This is a genomic window from Streptococcus sp. 1001283B150225_161107_H12 (genome assembly GCF_015552665.1).
Taxonomy (GTDB): domain Bacteria; phylum Bacillota; class Bacilli; order Lactobacillales; family Streptococcaceae; genus Streptococcus.
In genome coordinates this window covers 208,604-230,055 of record NZ_JADNFC010000003.1, presented here as the reverse complement: position 1 = coordinate 230,055, position 21,452 = coordinate 208,604, and the positions used below count along the sequence as shown (strand labels likewise).

The 21,452-nt window shown below is 41.8% G+C and carries 10 protein-coding genes and 1 pseudogene; 10 read left to right on the top strand and 1 reads right to left on the bottom strand.

All coding sequences use genetic code 11. The features are described 5' to 3' along the window. The first annotated feature begins 3 nt into the window (after positions 1-3). The 10 genes and pseudogenes from I2C87_RS06150 to I2C87_RS10210 all read left to right on the top strand — a co-directional run. The gene (locus tag I2C87_RS06150; protein ID WP_193389715.1) at positions 4-1,179 is read left to right on the top strand and encodes a polymerase; all 1,176 of its coding nucleotides are present in this window, start codon (positions 4-6) and stop codon (positions 1,177-1,179) included. Between the two features lie 48 nt (positions 1,180-1,227). After that, positions 1,228-2,649 (top strand): flippase, encoded by a 1,422-nt coding sequence (locus I2C87_RS06145; protein WP_195324236.1) that lies wholly within the window; start codon positions 1,228-1,230, stop codon positions 2,647-2,649. Next, positions 2,646-3,644 (top strand): acyltransferase, encoded by a 999-nt coding sequence (locus I2C87_RS06140; RefSeq protein WP_048715601.1) that lies wholly within the window; start codon positions 2,646-2,648, stop codon positions 3,642-3,644. The genes I2C87_RS06145 and I2C87_RS06140 overlap by 4 nt, the downstream gene beginning before the upstream one ends. Positions 3,645-3,664: 20 nt before the next feature. After that, the gene (gene glf, locus I2C87_RS06135; protein WP_195324235.1) at positions 3,665-4,765 is read left to right on the top strand and encodes a UDP-galactopyranose mutase; all 1,101 of its coding nucleotides are present in this window, start codon (positions 3,665-3,667) and stop codon (positions 4,763-4,765) included. After that, positions 4,762-5,754, top strand: coding sequence for a stealth family protein (locus I2C87_RS06130; RefSeq protein ID WP_195324234.1), 993 nt, complete (start codon positions 4,762-4,764; stop codon positions 5,752-5,754). The genes glf and I2C87_RS06130 overlap by 4 nt, the downstream gene beginning before the upstream one ends. Before the next feature lie 10 nt (positions 5,755-5,764). Beyond that, positions 5,765-6,820, top strand: coding sequence for a galactofuranosyltransferase (locus tag I2C87_RS06125; protein WP_195324233.1), 1,056 nt, complete (start codon positions 5,765-5,767; stop codon positions 6,818-6,820). Between the two features lie 115 nt (positions 6,821-6,935). Beyond that, positions 6,936-9,710 carry a GBS Bsp-like repeat-containing protein gene (locus tag I2C87_RS06120; protein WP_195324232.1) on the top strand — a complete coding sequence of 925 codons (2,775 nt, stop codon included), beginning with the start codon at positions 6,936-6,938 and terminating at the stop codon, positions 9,708-9,710. Positions 9,711-10,153: 443 nt separating this feature from the next. Further along, positions 10,154-15,487 carry a Cna B-type domain-containing protein gene (locus I2C87_RS06115; RefSeq protein WP_195324231.1) on the top strand — a complete coding sequence of 1,778 codons (5,334 nt, stop codon included), beginning with the start codon at positions 10,154-10,156 and terminating at the stop codon, positions 15,485-15,487. 553 nt (positions 15,488-16,040) lie between these two features. After that, a complete protein-coding gene (locus I2C87_RS06110; protein WP_195324230.1) occupies positions 16,041-16,976 on the top strand; it encodes a metal ABC transporter solute-binding protein, Zn/Mn family in 936 nt (311 codons plus the stop codon). A 9-nt stretch (positions 16,977-16,985) separates the two neighbouring features. Then, a pseudogene (locus I2C87_RS10210) lies at positions 16,986-19,004 on the top strand (pneumococcal-type histidine triad protein); the annotation flags it as partial. 1,561 nt (positions 19,005-20,565) lie between these two features. Here the strand turns inward: I2C87_RS10210 and I2C87_RS06100 are convergent. Then, on the bottom strand, positions 20,566-21,441 hold the full coding sequence (locus I2C87_RS06100; protein ID WP_195324228.1) for an RluA family pseudouridine synthase: 876 nt from the start codon (positions 21,439-21,441) through the stop codon (positions 20,566-20,568). Positions 21,442-21,452: the final 11 nt, after the last annotated feature.

Below are 21,452 nucleotides of genomic sequence, written 5' to 3'. Positions count from 1 at the left end.
TGGATGACTGTTGTGATGAACAATCGTTTTATCTCAGAAAAAATTTATTTATTTACCTTGTTTATATGGGTTGTTGTCGCTTCGTTAGTCACAACCACTTATTTTGTTCGATTAGATGGTTTTCTATCGCTTTATCGTTTACTCCTTTACTTTACAATTATTATGCTGTTGATAAAGGAGTTGATGAACTTTCCGAAAACGCTATATTACTTTAGATTTCATTGGCAACAATTATTAATAGTAACGGCATTTTTTATTGCAATGTTTATAGTTGCAAAAAATCGCGATGGATTGTTAGATATAAATGTGTTGCTTCTTGTTTTTTCCGCTAGAGATATTGATTTTAGGAAATTATTAGGAACTTTTTCTGTGGCGACATTCCTGGTGCTTTGTTTGACAATTTATGCCAGTCAAAAAGGTATGATTACCAATATGTTTATGAATGCAGATGGTGGCTACCGTTTTAGTCTAGGATTTAACTATGTATCATTTGCATCACAGAGACTGTTCTTTGCCTTGTGTACTTATCTGATGTTTCGGGGTAAAAGAATTTCGTATCTTGAATTGTTGGCCTTACTCTTGGCTACGATTTATATGTACCAACAAACTTCGACATCTAGTCCATTTTACTTAAGTATTTTGATACTAACCTATGCCTTGTTGAGTATTAAAATCTTTAAAAAAGAGTTTATCATTGGAAATTTCTTGTCAAAGGCACTTGCGCAGTACGGTTTTATTGTAGCTTTAGCGGTTATCTTGTATTTTTGTTTTTATTCATCTGGCAATTTATTTCACTTAGTCGATCAATTTACGCATAATCGTTTGCGTCTCAGTGTGGATGGTTTCCGAAATTTTGGTGTATCTTGGTTAGGGCAACCAATTTCCTTTACAACTCTTGATATGTTTGGAAATTTCACTAGTAATTACAATTATATTGATAGCTCTTTTGTTCAATTATTGGTTATTGATGGCTTGATTGTCAGTGCCTTCATGTTGTTTGCTCTTACTAAAGTTATGAAATATTTCATATCCATTCAAAAAGATATCGTACTGGCTTGCCTAGGAATTATGATTATCCATGGAATGTTCGATCCTCAGATGTTGGTTCTTCGCTACTCTCCGTTAATTTTGTTCATCAGTCGATTGTTTATTATGAATCCAGATAATAAAATTGAATAAAAAGAGTTAGTCCAGTTAAAAAGAAAGATTAAGACGAGTTACATCCTTATGAAAGTTCTTAAAAATTACGCCTATAATCTCTCCTACCAGTTGCTAGTGATTATTCTACCGATTATCACCACACCTTATGTGACACGGGTTTTTAGTTCAGATGACTTAGGGACTTACGGCTATTTCAACTCCATTGTCACCTACTTTATCCTTTTAGCGACCCTAGGAGTAGCCAATTATGGAACCAAGGAGATCTCAGGACACCGCAAGGACATCCAAAAGAATTTCTGGGGGATTTATACTCTCCAGTTAGGCGCGACCTTTGTCTCCATTTTACTCTATCTCTTGCTTTGCTTGGTGCTTCCTTCCATGCAAAATCCTGTTGCCTATATCTTGGGCCTTAGCTTAGTATCAAAAGGGCTCGATATTTCCTGGCTCTTTCAGGGCTTAGAGGACTTTCGCAAGATTACGATTCGGAACATCACGGTCAAACTGGTTGGAGTCATCTCCATCTTCTTGTTTGTTAAGTCTGCTAATGATCTTTATCTCTATGTATTCTTACTAACGATCTTTGAATTATTAGGTCAGCTCAGTATGTGGTTGCCCGCCCGTGAATTTATTGGGAAAGCCCATTTTGATATGGCTTATGCACGGGTGCATTTAAAACCGGTCATTTTGCTTTTTTTACCGCAGATTGCTATTTCCCTCTATGTCACCCTTGACCGGACCATGCTGGGGGCTCTCGCCTCTACAAAGGATGTGGGGATCTATGATCAGGCCTTGAAATTGGTCAATATTTTGCTGACCCTAGTGACCTCACTGGGAAGTGTCATGTTGCCTCGGGTATCGAGCCTCTTATCCTCAGGGGACCACAAGGCTGTCAACAAGATGCACCAAATGTCCTTTTTGATTTATAATTTGGTCATTTTCCCGATCATTGCCGGCATGCTGATTGTCAATGATGACTTTGTTCAGTTCTTCCTAGGAAAGGATTTCCAGGATGCGCGTTATGCCATAGCCATCATGATTTTTAGAATGTTCTTTATCGGCTGGACCAATATCATGGGGATTCAAATCCTCATCCCGCATGATAAAAACAAAGAATTTATGATTTCGACCACTGTTCCTGCCATTGTCAGTGTCGGGTTGAATTTGCTCTTCTTGCCTCACTTTGGTTTTATCGGTGCAGCCATTGTTTCGGTTTTAACAGAATCCTTGGTCTGGGGAATTCAATTGTACTATACCCGTCATTACCTCAAGGAAGTACCGATTCTTGGGGCTATGGCAAAAATTATTCTCGCTTCTGCTATAATGTATGGCTTGTTGCTAAGTGCAAAACCATTCTTGCATTTTTCACCTACTTTAAATGTTCTTGTGTATGCAGTGCTTGGTGGCCTCATTTACCTGCTTGTTATTCTAGTTCTGAAAGTGGTAGATGTGAAAGAGTTAAAACAAATAATAGGAAAACAATCGAAATGAAGAAAATACGGAATACAAACCTAGATTTGCTTAAAATTATGGCTTGTATAGGAGTTGTTCTACTCCATACCACAATGCCAGGATTTAAAGAAACTGGATCTTGGAATTACTTAACATACTTATATTACTTAGGTACCTATTCAATTCCGCTATTTTTTATGGTAAATGGCTATTTGTTATTGGGAAAAAATGGAATAAGCTATTCATACATCCTGCAAAAAATAAAATGGATTCTTGTAACCGTATCGATATGGACTTTAATCATTTGGATTTATAAGAGGGATTTTTCAGAAAACCCAATAAAAAAAGTTTTGGGTTCTTTGTTACAAAGAGGTTATTTTTTCCAGTTTTGGTTTTTTGGTGCTTTAATTCTTATTTACTTGTGTCTACCAATTTTGAAAAAATTTCTAAAATCAAAAAAACGGTATTTGTTGATTCTTTCTGTACTGGTAATTATCGGTTTGGTAGTTGAGCTGACAAATATTTTACTTCAAATGCCAGTTCAAGTTTATGTTATACAGACATTTAGATTATGGACCTGGTTTTTCTATTATATTTTAGGTGGATTTCTAGCACAATTTAGCTTGGATACTCTTAAAAAATGTTTTAGGAGTTGGATGAAAGAAATAACCGTAGTTTTACTATTTGCTTCACCATTAATCTTATTTATGCTAGCGAAGTATATTCACCATAATCTTTTTGCTGAATATTTTTATGATAGTATTTTTGTGAAAGTTATAAGTTTAGGGACTTTTTTGACGGTGCTGACGTTTGATTTAAATACAGATAAAAACAGATGGATAATCTATCTTTCTAATCAAACTATGGGTGTTTTCATTATACATACATATGTTATGAAAGTGTGGGAGAAATCAGTTGGATTTAGTTTTGCAGGAGCACATTTGCTTTTTCTCATCTTCACATTGAGTGTAAGTTTTATTGTGGTTGGAATATTAATGAAAATCCCTTATTTCAATCGAATCGTTAAATTATAAATTATTAATAGGAGACAACTATGTACGACTATCTGATCGTTGGTGCTGGTTTATCGGGGGCAATTTTTGCTCATGAGGCAACCAAGCGTGGCAAAAAAGTAAAAGTGATTGACAAGCGTAATCACATTGGCGGAAATATTTACTGTGAAAATGTTGAAGGAATCAATGTTCACAAGTACGGTGCCCACATTTTCCATACTTCAAATAAAAAAGTCTGGGATTATGTCAATCAATTTGCTGAATTCAATAACTATATCAACTCACCGGTGGCTAACTACAAGGGGAGCCTCTACAATCTTCCCTTCAACATGAATACCTTCTATGCTATGTGGGGAACCAAGACTCCTCAAGAAGTCAAGGACAAGATTGCCCAGCAAACGTCTGACATGAAGGATATTGAGCCCAAGAACCTGGAAGAACAAGCCATCAAGTTGATTGGTCCAGATATCTATGAAAAGTTGATCAAGGGCTATACAGAAAAACAATGGGGCCGGTCTGCCACAGACCTTCCACCCTTTATCATCAAGCGCCTCCCAGTTCGCTTGACCTTCGATAATAATTACTTTAATGACCGTTATCAAGGGATTCCAATTGGTGGCTACAATGTCATCATTGAAAATATGCTTGAAGATGTGGAAGTAGAACTTGGTGTTGATTTCTTTGCCAATCGTGAAGAACTGGAAGCGTCAGCTGAAAAAGTAGTCTTTACAGGAATGATTGACCAGTACTTTGACTACAAACATGGGGAGTTGGAATACCGCAGCCTGCGATTTGAACATGAAATCTTGGATGAGGAAAACTATCAAGGCAATGCCGTGGTCAACTATACCGAGCGTGAGATTCCTTATACTCGGATTATCGAGCACAAGCATTTCGAGTATGGAACCCAACCGAAGACAGTCATCACCCGTGAATATCCAGCTGACTGGAAACGTGGAGATGAGCCCTACTACCCAATCAATGATGAAAAGAACAACGCTATGTTTGCCAAGTACCAAGAAGAAGCAGCTAAAAATGACAAGGTTATCTTCTGTGGACGCCTAGCAGACTATAAATACTACGACATGCACGTGGTGATTGAGCGTGCTTTGGAAGTCGTTGAGAAAGAATTTACTAAATGACACAAGAAAAAATTGATATCGTGGTTCTTTGGGTTGACGGAAGTGACCCGGAGTTTATCCGCGAGAAACAAGCCGTGACAGGTCAAATAGCAGAAATAGACCAGGAAATCGATGGTGAGCAACGCTATCGTGATTACGGCATCTTTAATTATTGGTTTCGAATGATTGAAAAGCATGCTCCTTGGGTAAATCATATTTATTTAGTCACAAATGGGCAAAAACCGGAATGGTTGAACTTGGAGCATCCACAACTGAAGTTGGTCACTCATAAGGAATTTATCCCTAAAGAGTATCTACCTACTTATAATTCAGCGGCTATTGAGCTTAACCTCCATCGGATTGAAGGCTTGTCAGAAAACTATCTCTATTTCAATGATGATATGTACTTAATCAGAGATAGTCAACCTTCAGATTTTTATAAGAATGGGCAACCTAAGCTTTTAGCGGTTTATGATGCTTTGGTTCCTTGGTCACCATTTACGAATACTTATCACAATAATGTTGCATTAATCTATCGTCATTTTCCTAATAAAAAAGCCTTAAAATCTTCACCTTGGAAATTCTTTAATTACCGTTATGGGTCTTTGGTTTTGAAAAACTTGCTACTCTTGCCATGGGGACCAACAGGCTATGTGAATCAGCATTTACCTGTTCCAATGAAAAAGAGTACCTTGGCACATTTATGGGAAGTTGAAAGAGAAACATTAGATAAAACGTCACGGAATCAATTGAGAGACTATGGGGTGGATGTTAATCAATACATCTGTCAGCATTGGCAAATTGAAAGTAATCAGTTTTATCCTATGTCAAAGAATTTTGGAGAGTCGATAGATTTAAATCAAGCAGATCGATTAGAGAGTATCTTTAAAGATAAACATAAAAAACTACTTTGTGTAAATGACGATGTTGACTTTGAAGAGGAGAATATCATTCGTTTTAAGGAAATCTTGAAAGAACGCTATCCTGAAAAATCAGCTTTTGAAAAATGAGAAATAAGAGATGAAATACTATTTAAAAGAAGAATTTTTACACGATAATAATGTTAAAAATGCCGGTAATAAGGCACGTAATGATGTTGAAGCAATTGCAAATAAAGAGGGATATCAGGCATTGGTTCTTTCGGTTGATAATTGGTATGAGATGAGTACACTTAAGGCACAGCTTCACAAATCTAAGGCTTTTGGTCAGGCTTTGGATCAACTAAAGCAAGGTGATGAGTTATTGATCCAGTTTCCCATGCTTCACCATAGCTTTTTTACAACGCATCATGTAAAGAAAGTGCAGAAAAAGGGTGTAAAAGTTCATTTTATTATCCATGATTTAGAAGCTCTTCGTTATGTTAATGTTGAGAATTTCCCTTTGAAGCATAAGATTCGCATTCAAATTCAAGAATCAGGTCTTCTTGGCGCAGCTGATGGGATCATCGCCCACAATCCAATCATGAAATCTGTTTTAGTGGATAAAGGCGTTGAGGCAGATAAGATTGTTAGCCTTGGTATTTTCGACTATTTGATTCCAAATTTCCAAGAGAAGACGGGCCTTACTAAGAATCAGCCAATTATTGTGGCTGGAAATTTGGCTCAGGAAAAAGCCGGTTACCTTTACTCTCTTCCTGAAGAACCTGCTTATAACCTGTATGGTGTTGGCTTTGATGAGAGCAGGGCACTTACCAACGAGACTTACTTTGGGTCCTTCCTACCTGATGAGCTTCCTGCAGCACTTGAAGGTGGCTTTGGTCTTGTCTGGGATGGGGATAGCGCAGAGACCTGCAGTGGCGTCTTTGGTGAATACCTTCGCTATAACAACTCTCACAAGGCTTCACTATACTTGGCATCAGGTTTTCCGCTTGTGGTTTGGAAACAATCTGCTCTCTCGCATTTTGTCTTAGAGAATGGTTGTGGGATTGCAGTGGAATCGTTGCATGATCTCTCTCAAACGATTGGACAGTTAGACGACGAGGACTACCAAGATTTGCTTGTCAATGCAAAAAGGATCGGCCAAAAGATTCGTAATGGAAGTTATTTAGCAAACGCCTTGAATAAAATTGTAAAATAGAAGCCTAGAAAGGCTTCCTTTTTATATTCCGTAGAAAAAACGCCTAGAAACCTTTTCGAATCCCTCTCGGTATGCTAAAATAGGAACAGTATAAAACATGATTAAGGGAATAGAAATGAGAAAAAAGGATTTCATTTATTTTGCCAGTGCAGCTGTATTGCTAGCTGCCTCAGTTCAAGTTGCTCATGCCGATGAAGTGGGAGTGAAAGAATCGGCAGTCACTGAAAGTGAAGCAGTAACGACACAAGCTAGCTCAGTACCAGTTGTCGAGGAAAAGCAAGAAGTAGGGACTCATCAATATGTGGCGCCAGCTCCAGTAACAGAGCTTCCAGTCACTAGCTCAGATGTTACGAAGGCAGACGAGCCAAAGGTAGAAACTAAGTCTATTTCAGCGGGGCAATCTGTCCCATCTTCTGAGTCAATTGCGAAACCTGTAACGGGGACCACTACTTTCTATAGCGCTAGTTCCAAGGCTCCGTCTGGCCGTACAGTTAGTACTCTAAGTCGTCCTCAAGGGGATTTAAGTATAGAAAATAACAACGAAGTCACAGGAACCTTTGATGCAGTTGTTCGCAATGTAGTGTCCCCAAGTGGCTTAAAGGAAGTCTTGATTCCGACCTGGTCAGATAAGAACTGGCAAGATGACCTTATTTGGCATAAGGCAACTAAGCAAGCTGACGGCAGCTATCGTGCAACCATTAAGGCATCTGAACATAAGAATGACACCGGTAAGTATAATGTCCATGTCTACTATGTGGACAATGACAACCAACGAAACTATATCACAGAAACCACGACGGAAGTGCGTCAATCCTATCCAAGTGGTACGGTAACGATTGAAAATAATAATGTTTCGACTGGTACATTTGATGCAGTAGTGCGAAATGTTTTTGCGCCAAATAGCTTGAAGGAAGTCTTGATTCCGACCTGGTCAGATAAGAACTGGCAAGATGATCTTGTTTGGCACAAAGCGATTCGTCAAAGTGACGGCAGCTACCGTGCTACCATCAAAGCTTCAGATCATAAAAATGATGATGGCAAATACAATGTTCATGTCTACTATGTAGATCAAAATAACCAACGGAGCTATATCACAGAAACTACTACAGAAGTGCGTCATGTAAAACCAAGTGGAACTGTAACGATAGAGAACAATAATTCTGAGACAGGCACCTTTAATGCAGTAATTCGTAATGTTGTTGCACCAAATGGACTGAAAGAAGTTTTGATTCCGACCTGGTCAGATAAGAACTGGCAAGATGATCTTGTTTGGCACAAAGCGATTCGTCAAAGTGACGGCAGTTACCGAGCTACCATCAAAGCTTCAGATCATAAAAATGATGATGGCAAATACAATGTTCATGTCTACTATGTAGATCAAAATAACCAACGAAGCTATATCACAGAAACCACTACAGAAGTGCGTCACGTAAAACCAAATGGAACTGTAACGATAGAGAACAATAATTCTGAGACAGGCACCTTTGATGCAGTAATTCGTAATGTTGTTGCACCAAATGGACTGAAAGAAGTTTTGATTCCGACCTGGTCAGATAAGAACTGGCAAGATGATCTTGTTTGGCACAAAGCGATTCGTCAAAGTGACGGCAGTTACCGAGCTACCATCAAAGCCTCAGATCATAAAAATGAGGACGGCAAATACAATGTCCATGTCTACTATGTGGACAATGACAACCAACGAAACTATATTACAGAAACTACAGCAGAAGTACGTCAAGCCCGTCGTTCTGGTACGATTGTAATCCAAAACAATAACAAGGATACGGGAACTTTTGACGTCATCATTAAGGATGTCTACAGCCCTAAAGGCGTACGGACTGTTCAAGTTCCAACTTGGTCTGATAAGGATGGTCAAGATGATATCCGTTGGTATGAAGCGACTCGTCAAGCGAACGGAGACTACAAGGTTTCTGTCAAGGCTAGCGATCACAAGAACTCTACTGGCAAATACCATGTTCATCTTTATTACATCCAAAATGATGGTTCGCGTGTAGGGGCTGGAACAACAACCACAGAAGTGGAATTTAGAAATCTGACGACCAGGACCCAAACAGGGATCAAGAATGTTAATTCTGGTGCGGGAACCTATACGGTAACAGTGGACCAAGCACCTCAGGGACGTCAGATCAAGAATATCCGTGTTGCTGCCTGGTCTCAAGCTCATCAAGAAAACCTCTACTGGTATTCTACAGCACCTTCTGGTACGCATACAGAAGTGCAAGTCTCTGCAGCAAATCACCAGTACCAGAAAGGGAACTATACAACGCACGTCTATGTGGACTATGTGGACGGTGGCGTTGAAGGCTTTAACCTGGGGCAAACAGCTCTTTCACCTCGTGAGATAGTTGATCAAGCAGCATACAATCCTCATGTTTCTAATGGTCAACGAGATCGTGTTTTACGAGCTGCAGCAAGTCTTGTCGGTGTTCGTAGCGGAAGTGCAGCCCATCATCAATTGGTCAAGGATTACAATAGCGTTAATCCATTGCCAGTCGGTTATGCAGTCAAGAATACAGATGATTGGTGCGATGTGTTTGTAACAACAGTTTTCCAACGCGAAGGTCTTAGTCATTTGATTGGTCGGGAGTGTGGCGTAGAGCGCCATATCCAAATTTTTAAACGTCTCGGTATTTGGAATGAAGATGGAGCCTCTACACCGAAGTCAGGGGATATCATTACCTTTAACTGGGACCAAGACTATCAGCAAAATGATGGATTTGCGGATCATATTGGAATTGTGGAACGCGTCGAAAATGGACTGATTCATACAATCGAAGGAAATTCCGGTGCCGTTGGAACTGTCAAACGCAATGTATACCGTATCGGACATGGCAATATCCGCGGATTTGCGACACCGCGCTATAAATAACATACATATTTTTCAGCATCATTGCCTAATGACATTTCTAGAATAGAAAGACAACCAGCTCTGCAAGAGGGCTGGTTTTTTGCATCCCTTTGATGATAGGAGGAGTAGTCGTTAGGCAAGGAGTTTTTGTCCAAAAAAACTTAAAAACACCCTAGAGATATCTATGCAACTATTTAAAGGTAACTGAGAAGGGTATAAAAAAGCTATGAAAACAAGGGCTGGAGCCATATAATAGATCTTTGCAATCATATCTTGGGAGGACTTAACCTAAATTGGCTAGTTGATGCAGAAATCAAGAAAACTTAAAAAAACAAAAACATTAGACGGTTCATTTGTTCATTTAGCGACATTTTTTATATAATCGTTGGCTAAATTGGCTCATATATGATAAAAATGGAGTGAGGAACTTTTGCGGTTCAAAATGATAAAAAGGAGATGAAAGAATGAACAGGAGATCATCCTTATGGAAAAGCTTTTTAAAAAAAGGGTTTGCTCTCTTCACCATTTTGATGATGCTGGGTCAATTGGGGCAAGGTGCTGTAACAGCCTTGGCGCAAGAGCTAGCAGTCGGAGATAATGGTGCCTTAGATGTTACCCTCTTGTATGGAGATAAGCAAGAACATCCTGGTGGTATGGCCTATAACACATCTGATACCATGTCTGGCTACATTCAGATTACCCCTAAGAATCTGACAACAGATCTCGATGACGTGGTTGTCAATCTAGTGCTTCCAGGGAAGTACTTGGATGAGGTCAATGTTCCTGAGTTTAATAGTAGCTCACAACATGATGCACCAACAGTGACAAAGGTGGGAGATGACTACCATGTCAGCTTACATTTTACGAACTACCAAAAATCTGAAGTCTTGACCCTACCATTCATCGCCAAGTTTAAGTTGGGATTCCCTCCTACTAACTACTCGATGGATATTACAGGGACGCTCAATATTAACGGTGCTGAGACTGCTTTAAATAGTATCACTTGGAAACCTCAATACAAGGATTATACCTTGACCAAGTTTGTCAATCAGAACTATGATGCGACCATGTCCAGAGACTATGCGGAAGCCTCTCCAGGGATTGTAACTGGAGCAGATGGCAAAAAGTACATCGAAAAAGCTACTTCCGTTCCGTTTGCCTTCTTGTTAGATGGGATGCGTGGACAGTACAATGGTAGCTATCGTCAGTTGGAATCTGCAACAATCACAGATAAGCTGCCAACCTATACGGACAAAGATGGAAAAACTCGTACAGCGGTTCTAGATACAGAAAAATCAGAAGGTTGGGTCGATAATGGAGATGGTACGGTTTCAAAAACTTTTGTTGCCGATGCCAATGCCAATCCTCAAAACTATCATTCAGATTTGATGCAAAAAATTCAAGACAAGAGTTTCTTGTACTTGAAATTCCCTGATTTGGTCATGGAAAAAGACCAAACCTTAGAAGATGTCTTAGTGAAAGATTTGACCAATACGGCGTCTGTCGTGGGGATTCCTGCGGAACGTGGTGATGGAGAGCCGGATGTAACGGCTGAAGATTCTCTCATCTTCCGACTCACTTCACGTGACTTGGAAGGTAAAGGAGCCTTTGCTAAGCAAGCAGAAGGAAATGTCTACGACTCGACCGACTACAAGGCAGCCAACTACAAATGGCTCTTGAAATACAATAACATTACACCATTTGCTCAAAAGAATCTTGTCTTTTATGATGAGCAAGTGGACTCTCGCTTGAAGTTTACGAAGATTGAATATGCTCGCATGTTGATTGGGATATATGGAAACGGGCCTCTAATCAATCAATATGTAAAACGCATCATTCTTACAATGGAAGATGGCTCGACTAAAGAAATCCAACCAGAGGCAGACAAGGATGGATTTGGAAGCACTGATTTGACCAAATATGGTACTGTTGTCGGCTGGAGACTGGAGATGAAGGACGACTTTGAACTTCCATCTGGTCAAGGGATTTATATTTCTGCCTATACATCCTTCAAAGAGCCAGAAAAGACTCATATTGATCAGAATGATGATGCCAAGAATGCCTATGAAAATACTGGACGGATTACTTACAAAACCCAGTCAGGAGCAGACAGAGATCAATCTGCTAAATGGCAGTTCAAACTTCTTCCATTGACAGAAAATGTTAATCTGACCAAGAATACAGATTACAACAATGTCCAATTCACAGATGGAAGAACCATTCGTTTTGCCTTATCTGCTGATAATGTTCGCTTGGATCCAGGTAAGGACTACAAAGACTTACGTGTCATCGATCTCTTTGATCCAAATACGCTGGATATCGACTTCAATAACTTAGATCAATATTTTGATAAGAACGGTCGCTATTATAGCCCTTGGTATAAATCCTATGAGGTCATCGAAAACTACCACAACTCTGGACGTTCTGCCTTGATTTTCCACTTGGATCAGAAGGAATTTATCAAACGCTCTCTAGAGACTGGTGGTCAAGTTCGTTTGCCATTTATCTATACCAAACTAAAAGGGAAGGCAGATGGCGGAACCTTTACCAACCATATCTATATGGCAGGAGAGGGTCTCTGGGATCTAGAAACTGCTAACCCGAATAAAGTTGCAGTAGATAGCTATGATTTAAATAACAATGGTTCTACAACGGATAAAATCCCTCATGCGGAATCCAACTATACCATTGTTGCAGCTGAAGGTGTTTATTCTCGTAAGTTCATTGCTAAGAATGACGACTTATCTGATGCATCAACAGTAACTCGTACCTTTAAACCAGGGGAAACCTTTAATTACAAGTTAACGATTAAAAACAACACAGATAGTCCAGTTGAAAACACGGTTATCTATGACGTTCTCCCTAAAGTTGGAGATGTCAATACACTGGATGCTTCAGCCCGTAAGACAGAATACACCGTTAGTCTTCGCGGACCAGTCACTGCTCCGGAAGGATGGACAGTATACTACACAACAGATACCACAGTTACAGCTAGCACCATGGCACAAGCTGCAGATAAAGATATTTGGTCAGCAGATGTCACAGACTATAGTAAAATAACAGGAATTAAGGTCGTAGCCAATGAGGGAACCACTATCGGTGCACGTAGCCAAGTAGATGTTGCGGTGCCAGTGGTCAACCCAAGCGAATTGACAGACCAAGTCAAGCAGTTGATGCTAGAACGGACAGAAGATAACAAGGACAATGGCGGTCGTTCAGGTGTCGTCCAAGCCCATAACCAATTCGGATACAGAGCTAAAGGACATGAAGGAAACCGCGAATCCAACACCGTAACGTCTCAAATCTTTGCGGCGAGCTTCCATGTGAAGAAAGTAGACAAGGATGATACTAGCAAAGGCTTAGCTGGTGCGGAGTTCACCTTGTCAGATGCGACTGGTACTGTCCTTGCGACTCAAGTTTCTGATAAGGATGGAGACCTTGCTTTCACCACCCTAACAGAAGGAACTTACACTCTTAAAGAGACGAAAGCTCCAAACAACTACAAGTTGGATGAGACAGAGCATGCAGTCGTTGTGACCTACGATGCAGATCAACAGCTTTACCATGTCACGATTGATGGCGAAGCGACTGGTTCAAAAGCTTCACCAAAAGTCATCGCCAATGAGAAAGATATCCATTATATCGATCTGGAAGCTTCAAAAGTCTGGGATGACCAAGACAACGTCGAAGGTCTTCGTCCAGAAAAGATTGAATTCCAATTGTACAAGAATGGAACAGCAGAAGGCAAACCAGTAGCCCTTTCAGCAGGAAATGACTGGAAAGTAACCTTCAGCGCTCTTCCAGACAAAGACAATGATGGTAATGTGATTACCTATACTGTAAAAGAAGTCAAGGTACCGACTCATTATACAGCTGAAAGTCAAGAAGCTCAGTTCGTCGATGGAAAAGCGACCATTACCAACAAGCGTACTCCTGAAACTACAGAAGTCAGCGTGAAAAAAGTTTGGGATGATGCTCAGAACCAAGACGGACTTCGTCCATCAACCATCACGGTCCATCTCCTAGCCAACGGAGAGGAAGTACAGACGGCTACTCTGTCTGGTGAGGGAGATACATGGAGCCACAGCTTCACTGACTTGCCAGTCTATAAGAATGGTCAAAAACTAGTCTATACGGTAACGGAAGATACAGTTGCCAACTACTCGACAGCTATCGAAGGATCAACCATTACCAACACCTACAAACCAGGTAAGACAAGTGTAACAGTGACCAAGAAATGGACAGATGCAGAAAACCAAGATGGCCTTCGTCCGAAGAGCATCAAGGTTCAGCTCTATGCTAATGACCAAAAATCAGGTAAAGAAGTAGAACTTTCTGCAGACAACGACTGGACTTACACCTTCTCTGACTTGGATGAGAAAAAAGCTGGTCAAACGGTTCAGTATACCGTGAAAGAAACAGAGGTGCCAGAAGGCTATACTCAAACTGTAGAAGCTACGAACCCGGGTCAAGTAGTGATTAGCAATACGCACACTCCTTCTAAGACGAAAGTTCAAGTAACCAAGAAATGGGAAGATGCTAATAACCAAGATGGTCTTCGCCCAGTGACGATTACGGTCAAACTTTATAAAGATGGAGTCGCTACAGATCAGACCCTTGAATTGTCAGAAGCGAATCAATGGCAAGGAACGTTTGAAAACCTTGATGAGAAAGCAGCCGGCAAGGCTATTCACTACACTGTGAAAGAAGAGAATGTCCCAGCAGGCTACACCCTTTCGATTGATGACAAGGATCCAGCTCATCCTGTCTTGACCAATAAGCATGAGCCAACTGTCACTCAGGTCAAGGTCACCAAGAAATGGGATGACGCTAATAACCAAGATGGCCTACGTCCAAAAGAAATTCGCGTCCAATTGTATGCGGGTGATGAAAAGCTAGGCAAGGAAGTTGTCTTATCTGCAGACAATAAATGGACTCATACCTTTGAGAAACTTGCTGAAAAAGCAAACGGACAAGAGATTCACTATTCTGTGAAAGAAGTGGACGTTCCTGAAGGTTACACCGTAACAAAAGAGAGCAAGGAGAAGGGCGATGTCGTCTTGACCAACACGCACACTCCAAGTACGGTGGATATTCCAGTCACTAAGATCTGGGTAGACAATGACAACCAAGATGGTCTTCGTCCGGCTAAAATCACTGTGAAGCTTCTGGCCAATGGTGGAGAAGTGGCTCGCAAAGATATTACAAGCGAGACCGATTGGAAAGAAACCTTTACTGGCCTTCCTAAGTTTAAGGATGGCAAGGAAATCGTCTACACCCTTCAAGAAGAAAAGGTTGAAAATTATTCACCAAGCATTGACCAAGAAAGCTATACTATTACCAATACGCACACTCCAGGTAAGACCACCCTCTCTGTAACCAAACAGTGGGATGACCAAGAGGACAAAGATGGTCTTCGTCCAAAGAGTGTGAGAGTGCAACTCTATGCGGATGGTAAGAAATCTGGTGAAGTCATTGAGTTGTCAGCTGAGAACAAGTGGACTCATACCTTTGCGGATTTGGACAAAAATGTCAAGGGCAAAGCTATCACCTACACGGTGGAAGAAGTCGATGTTCCAACAGGTTACCAAGTGACGAAAACCGATGATGGTCAAGGTAATGTTGTTCTGACCAATAAACATGAACCAACAGAGCCAGTGACACCAGAACCTAAAAAACCAGGTAAGAAGGTTGGTATCTTGCCAAGCACTGGTACCACCATCTCCTTGATTAGCTTGGTATTAGCCTTTGTAGTAGCAAGCAGTGCAGCTTATCTCCTTAAAAAGAAGAAAAAATAAGCGCAAGGCTTGATCTAACTAATCGAGAGTATTAAAGAGGCCCTTAGGGGCCTCTTTAGAATAGAGATAAACTGTTTTTACATTAACTAGCTAGATGATTCTTCAAAACAATGAGTTTTTATTTGAGTCATATAAGCAACTCTAAAACTTTCCGCTGTGAGAAAAGTGCTAGAAACAATAGTGTTTCTAGCACTCGGGAGTTTTGGAACCTTAGTTCCAAAACTAATTGAACACGGGCTGCGGATTGTGTCAAAAAGATAAGTTCTCCTAGAATCGAAAGATTCTGCGTCAAACTTCCTATTTTGACTTTATCCGCAGACGCCCTTTGTATCTTAATAAGTCATGGAACTTCTTCGAAGTTCGCTGACGTCCGCCCTCACCTAAGGAAAGTTTTTAAGATTGCTTTGTTTTCAATCTGAGAGGTCCTAAGGGCCTCTTTTTTCTGTGTGATAAAAAATACAAAAAATTCTTGACAAACTAAAAAATTAACGTTATCATTAACTAGTTAATTAACTGTTTAATGAACCGATTAAGAAAAAGAAAGGATTTATACATGTTTGGGAGGAAACTAAGGGCCTTAGGAATAGGATTCATCTGCCTTTTGTTGCTAGTGGCTTGTGGGAGTCAGAGGAGTTCGGGAGCTGGCTCTACTAAAAAGGGGCTCAAAATTGTGACGAGTTTTTATCCTGTCTATTCCCTGGTCAAGGAAATTTCAGGTGATCGAAACGAAGTCTGGATGGTTCAGTCAGGTGCTGGGATTCATGATTACGAACCTTCGGCCAAGGAGACAGCCCAGATCTATGATGCGGATGTCTTCGTCTACCATTCTCAAACACTCGAATCTTGGGCTGGACGTCTAGACCCTAGCTTGCAAGACTCGAAACTGCGGGTCATCGAAGCCAGCAAAGGAATGGAATTGGATAAGATCGCTGGCTTAGAAGAAATTGAGGATACGGAAGGGAAGGATGCAAAACACTTGTATGACCCCCATACCTGGATGGATCCACTGAAAATCGCCGAAGAAGGGAAGATCATCGCCCAAGAGTTGGGAGACATCGATCCAGAAAATAGAAGTTATTATGAGGCCAATGCCCAAAAGCTTGCAAAACGCTGTGAGGCTTTGGTGGACAAATACCAACCTCTCTTTGAAAAAGCGACACAAAAAACCTTTGTGACTCAGCATACAGCCTTTTCTTATTTAGCCAAGCGCTTTGGTTTGAAACAATTAGGAATTGCAGGGATCTCGCCTGAGCAGGAACCAACAGCCCGTCAATTAGCTGAGATTCAGCAGTTTGTCAAGGACTATCAAGTTCAGACTATCTTTGTTGAGAAGCATACCTCGTCCAAGGTGGCTGATAGCATTGCCAAGGCGACAGGGGCAAAGGTGAAGGTCCTGGATCCTCTCGAAGCAGATCCGGAAAATAACAAAGATTTCTTAGAGAACCTAGAAGAAAATATGGCTAGTCTAGCGAAAGAATTACAGGAGTAAGTAGAAAGAATGAAGAAAAAAGGAACAATTGGATTAGTAGCGACCTTAGGTCTGGGTTTATGTGCCTACGCCTTAAGTCAGCAAGCACCGGTCAAGGAAGACAAAAAGAGTCAGAATCAGGTGCAGTATTTACAAGGAGACAAGAAAAAGTCAGCTAGTAGCTCAAACAAGCAGGAAGAAAGCATTGAATCCGTCAACTCGAAGGAAAAGACTAAGGCAGAGCAGATTGTGGTTAAGATTACTGACGAGGGCTTTGTGACTTCCCATGGAGATCATTTCCATTACTACAATGGCAAGGTCCCTTATGATGCGATTTTTAGTGAGGAGTTGATTTTACGGGACCCTTCTTACCAACTACAGCAATCAGACATAGTCACACAGGTGCGAGATGGCTATATTATCAAGAAGGATGGAACCTACTACCTTTATCTAACCGATCCGCAACATACACTGAATGTTCGTTCGGTGGAGGAAATTGCCCAACAGAAAAAAGGAGAGCTGGTTTCAGATTCGAAAGAGAGTGTCCAAAAAGCTGGGCAAACTCGTGATTTTAGTCAGCCAAGTCAGGCTTTACGAGAAGGGAAAACAGTCGCTAGTCTAACAGCAGGAGTCAAGCCTAGCCAGGGTGGCTACCGGACAGATGACGGCTATGTCTTCCATCCTGGGGATGTGATTTCTGATACAGGAGATGGCTTTATCGTGCCTCATGGGGGACACTACCACTATATTCCGAAGAGTGCCTTATCAGCTGGAGAATTATATGCTGCCTTAGCGGTTTTAAATGGAGGAGGAAAAAATGAAGTAAATCCTATTGCTCCACCTTCTAGCCAGCTAGCTTCATCGGGTAATCCGAATCAGCCAATCTCAGACCCGGTCACTCCAACGATTACAGCTTCTGTGCCTCATCCAACAGCAACTAATAAGGGGGGGACCTTGCCGAGCCTTTTGAAAGAGTTGCAAAAAACTCCGCTTTCAGAGCGCCATGTTGAGTCGGATGGTTCTGTTTTTGATCCAAGTAAGATTACCAAATGGACAGATCAAGGGGTAGTTTATCCTCATGGGGATCATTTCCATTTCATCCCTTATAGTCTCCTTTCGCCTTTAGAGCGGGAGTTGGCACGACAGTTCCAACTATCCCGTACACAAGGTGGAAGTATCGCAAAAGAAGAGAGTCCAACTCAACCTTCAAGCCCAGACACAAAACCAGTCAATCAGGACCACGACCATGAGAAGGAGGATCCTCATCACAAGCATGACCATGAGGAGCATGAAGCCGATCACGACCATCATCATGAAGGTGAACAGGCCCATGAGCACGATCATGGATTCCATGCAGACCATGTCATCAGCAAGGATGACGAGGGTTATATGGTCGCTCACGGAGACCATGCCCATTACTTCTACAAGAAGGATCTCTCACCTCAAGAAATCGCTGCTGCAGAGGCAGTGTTAGCTGGTAAAAAGGAAGAGGACAAGGGGCAGCCACTGACAGATGATGTGGCGACCTATTCGCGCGATGCTTCGGATGAAGAAAAAATCCAGTACATTAGCCAGACCTACGGCGTTCCTCGGGAAGCTATCAAGATTTCCAATGGTTTCTTTGTCTTTAACAATCCAGACCAAGAATACGATCCAACCCATATCCACCCTTATGCAGTTCGGAAGGAACATGTCCGGATTCCACTTGAAACAGGAAATCCTGAGCTAGACTTTATCAACGAGCTTTATGCAACAGCACTTCGCTCTGGTATTTCACCATATACGATGCAAATCGAGAATGGTCAATTTGTCATTCCGCATGGAGACCATAACCACTATATCAAGGTGCGCTCAGCAGGCTTGGCGGACTACCTGGCTCACCGTCTGCCGACCATCCAAGCAGCTTACCAGAAAGGTGACTTGGACCAGAAAGCTGTAGAGGACAAGGTCAACCAACTCCTGGCAGAAAGTCGGACTTTGTACGCATCCGATCCTCTGCAACAAAGACGGATTGAGTTGAACTTGGGTCAATTTTTAGAAACTGTTAAAAACTTCCCAAGCAATTCGACAGCAGGCTACTTGGCTAGTCTTGACCAAGTTGACAAGGAATATATCCACGCGACCCAGGAAGTCAAACCGAAAGAAGAAACGGCCTTGGACCGTCGCTACCAGGAATTGTTGGAGCAGGTTCGCTTGCTAGATACCGAAGCTTTCCAACTCAAGAAAGAAAGCCTCGTTTCTCAGTTGCAGGAAGCCTATACGGCCAAGGATAGCCAACGATTGGAGAAAGAAGGAAAATTGTTGCAGGCCATTCAGGAGATGCAAGATCGGACCGGTGTGACTTCAGTGGACTACCTCAAGTATTTCTACCAAAGTTTAAGTGATGCGCGCTTGACACCGGAATTGCGGGCGACAGCAGCAGACCTTGCTTTGAAACTCTACCGGGCTCAGGCCTTTGAAGAAGCCTGGGACTCAAAAGCCCATTTCATGGAACTCTACCAAGCCAAGCAAGCCATTGACCAACTAGTGTCTCAGGAAAATGCTCCAACCTATCCAATTGAAAAAACAGTTCTGGATCAAAAGGGAGCAGATGCGCCGTCCTATAACCTAGCTGTTTACGACTTCCTCAAGGGGGTCTATGGTGGCCTGGATGAAAAGACAGAGTCTCGTCAACGCTCCAGTCTCTTGACAGCACTTGTAGAACAAATCACCTCTCTTTTGCCACAAGTAGAAGAAAGCAAACGTCCTGCCTTTGAAGAACGTTTGGAACAGGTGCGCCAAGAGCCAGATGCTGACACGGCTTTGACAACTGGGAAAACTCTTTTGCGTGAAGTTGGTGAAACGATTGAACAACAAAAGCAAAAGAAAACAGAAGAACCTCAACTTGGAGACGTAGCCCTCTATCAAGAGATTTATAACCAGTTGATCGCTCTCCACCAACAATTGGCTGAAAAAGGAGCCAGTGATGCTCAGTTTGAACGCTTAGAAGCTCTCTTTGATCAACTAGCTGATCCAAAGAGCGACAAGAAAGCCTTGTTACAGGCGATCCAAGCCCTTCGAGATGATTTGCTAGTGGCGCCATCGACAGCAGTGACAGTGGAAGCAGACAAAGCAACCCCAGCCCCTCAAAGTCCTGCTACAAGCGATCCTAACCTAAATAAGGAAGAAGCTTCAGATCCTGCTCAGACTCCATCTCCAGAGTCAGAAAAAACAGAAGCCAGCCCTGTCACAAGTGAAGAAACGACGGACTAGGATCTATGTAGAAATAACAGAAAAGAGAGTGGGACAGAAATCGGTAATTCGTTAGAATTCGATTTCGTCGTTCCACCTCCGCACAGTTGAGTAGGGTTGTAAAAGCTGATGAAATCAGCGCAGTAGAGCCCACTCAACCACTGCGTCTTGATCGATAATCCAAAGACAATTGAGAGGCTAGGACTTTTGTCCCAGCCTCTTTTAGATGTAGACAATCTTACTTTTTACATAAAACAGCTAGATGATTTTCAAAAATGACTTTTATTTTTAGTCATTTAGGAAATTTTCAAAAATGACTTTATCTTCAAACGGAAAGCTTCTTCTAGTCCACTAGATTAGAAACATCAGGAATTTGGCTCTATGGAGATGTCTGCTCTTTTAATCCTTTTTCAAAACTTGGTGAGAAGGCTTCGACTTGAATTTTTTCTAAGGTAAAGGGATGGGTGAGGCGCAAGCGATGGGCATGGAGCATGAGTCGAGGAGCTCTTTCGGGATTATAGAGAGGATCTCCCACGATTGGATGGCCATGGTGAGAGAGGTGGACACGGATCTGGTGGGTGCGACCTGTCTGGAGCTGGCAGTTGACCAAGCTGGTGCGTTTGAAAGTCTTTAAGCTGGTCACATGGGTTTCCGCATAGAGGCCCTTTCGAGGATCAACAATGCGTTTGCGTCGATCGTGGCGATCTCGTCCCAATTTATCCTTATAAACCAGTTGCTTTTTTGGTAAGCTGCCTAGGATTAAGGCCCAATAGTCTCGTTGGATTTTCTTGTCTTCTAACAGCCGATTCAGGACGGGTAAAACAAAGGGATTCTTGGCAAAGACAAGAGCCCCACTGGTTTCCTTATCTAAGCGATGGACTACATAACAGGTCTTCCCGACATAAGTGGAGACGTGATTGAGGAGGGCGATTTCATCTGGTTGATTGGCGTGCGTTTTCATGCCTTCGGGTTTGTTTACGATGATGAGATGCTCATCTTCATAGAGGGCTTGGACCAGGCTAGCATCCCCTGCTAGGATCTCCTTTTCTTCATAATCTTCCGGATCAAAGGTGAGGGTTAGTTGGTCTCCAGCCTCAAGCATGGATTGCCAGTGGACGCTCTCCCCATTGACTTGAACATGTTTTTTGGTTCGCAAAAAGTGGCGAATCTTTCGTGGGATGAGAAAATAATCTTCAAGGGCCTCTTTGACCGTCATAGCGGGCAAGGCGCTTGGTATTGTTATAGTATAATGCATAGTGTTATTGT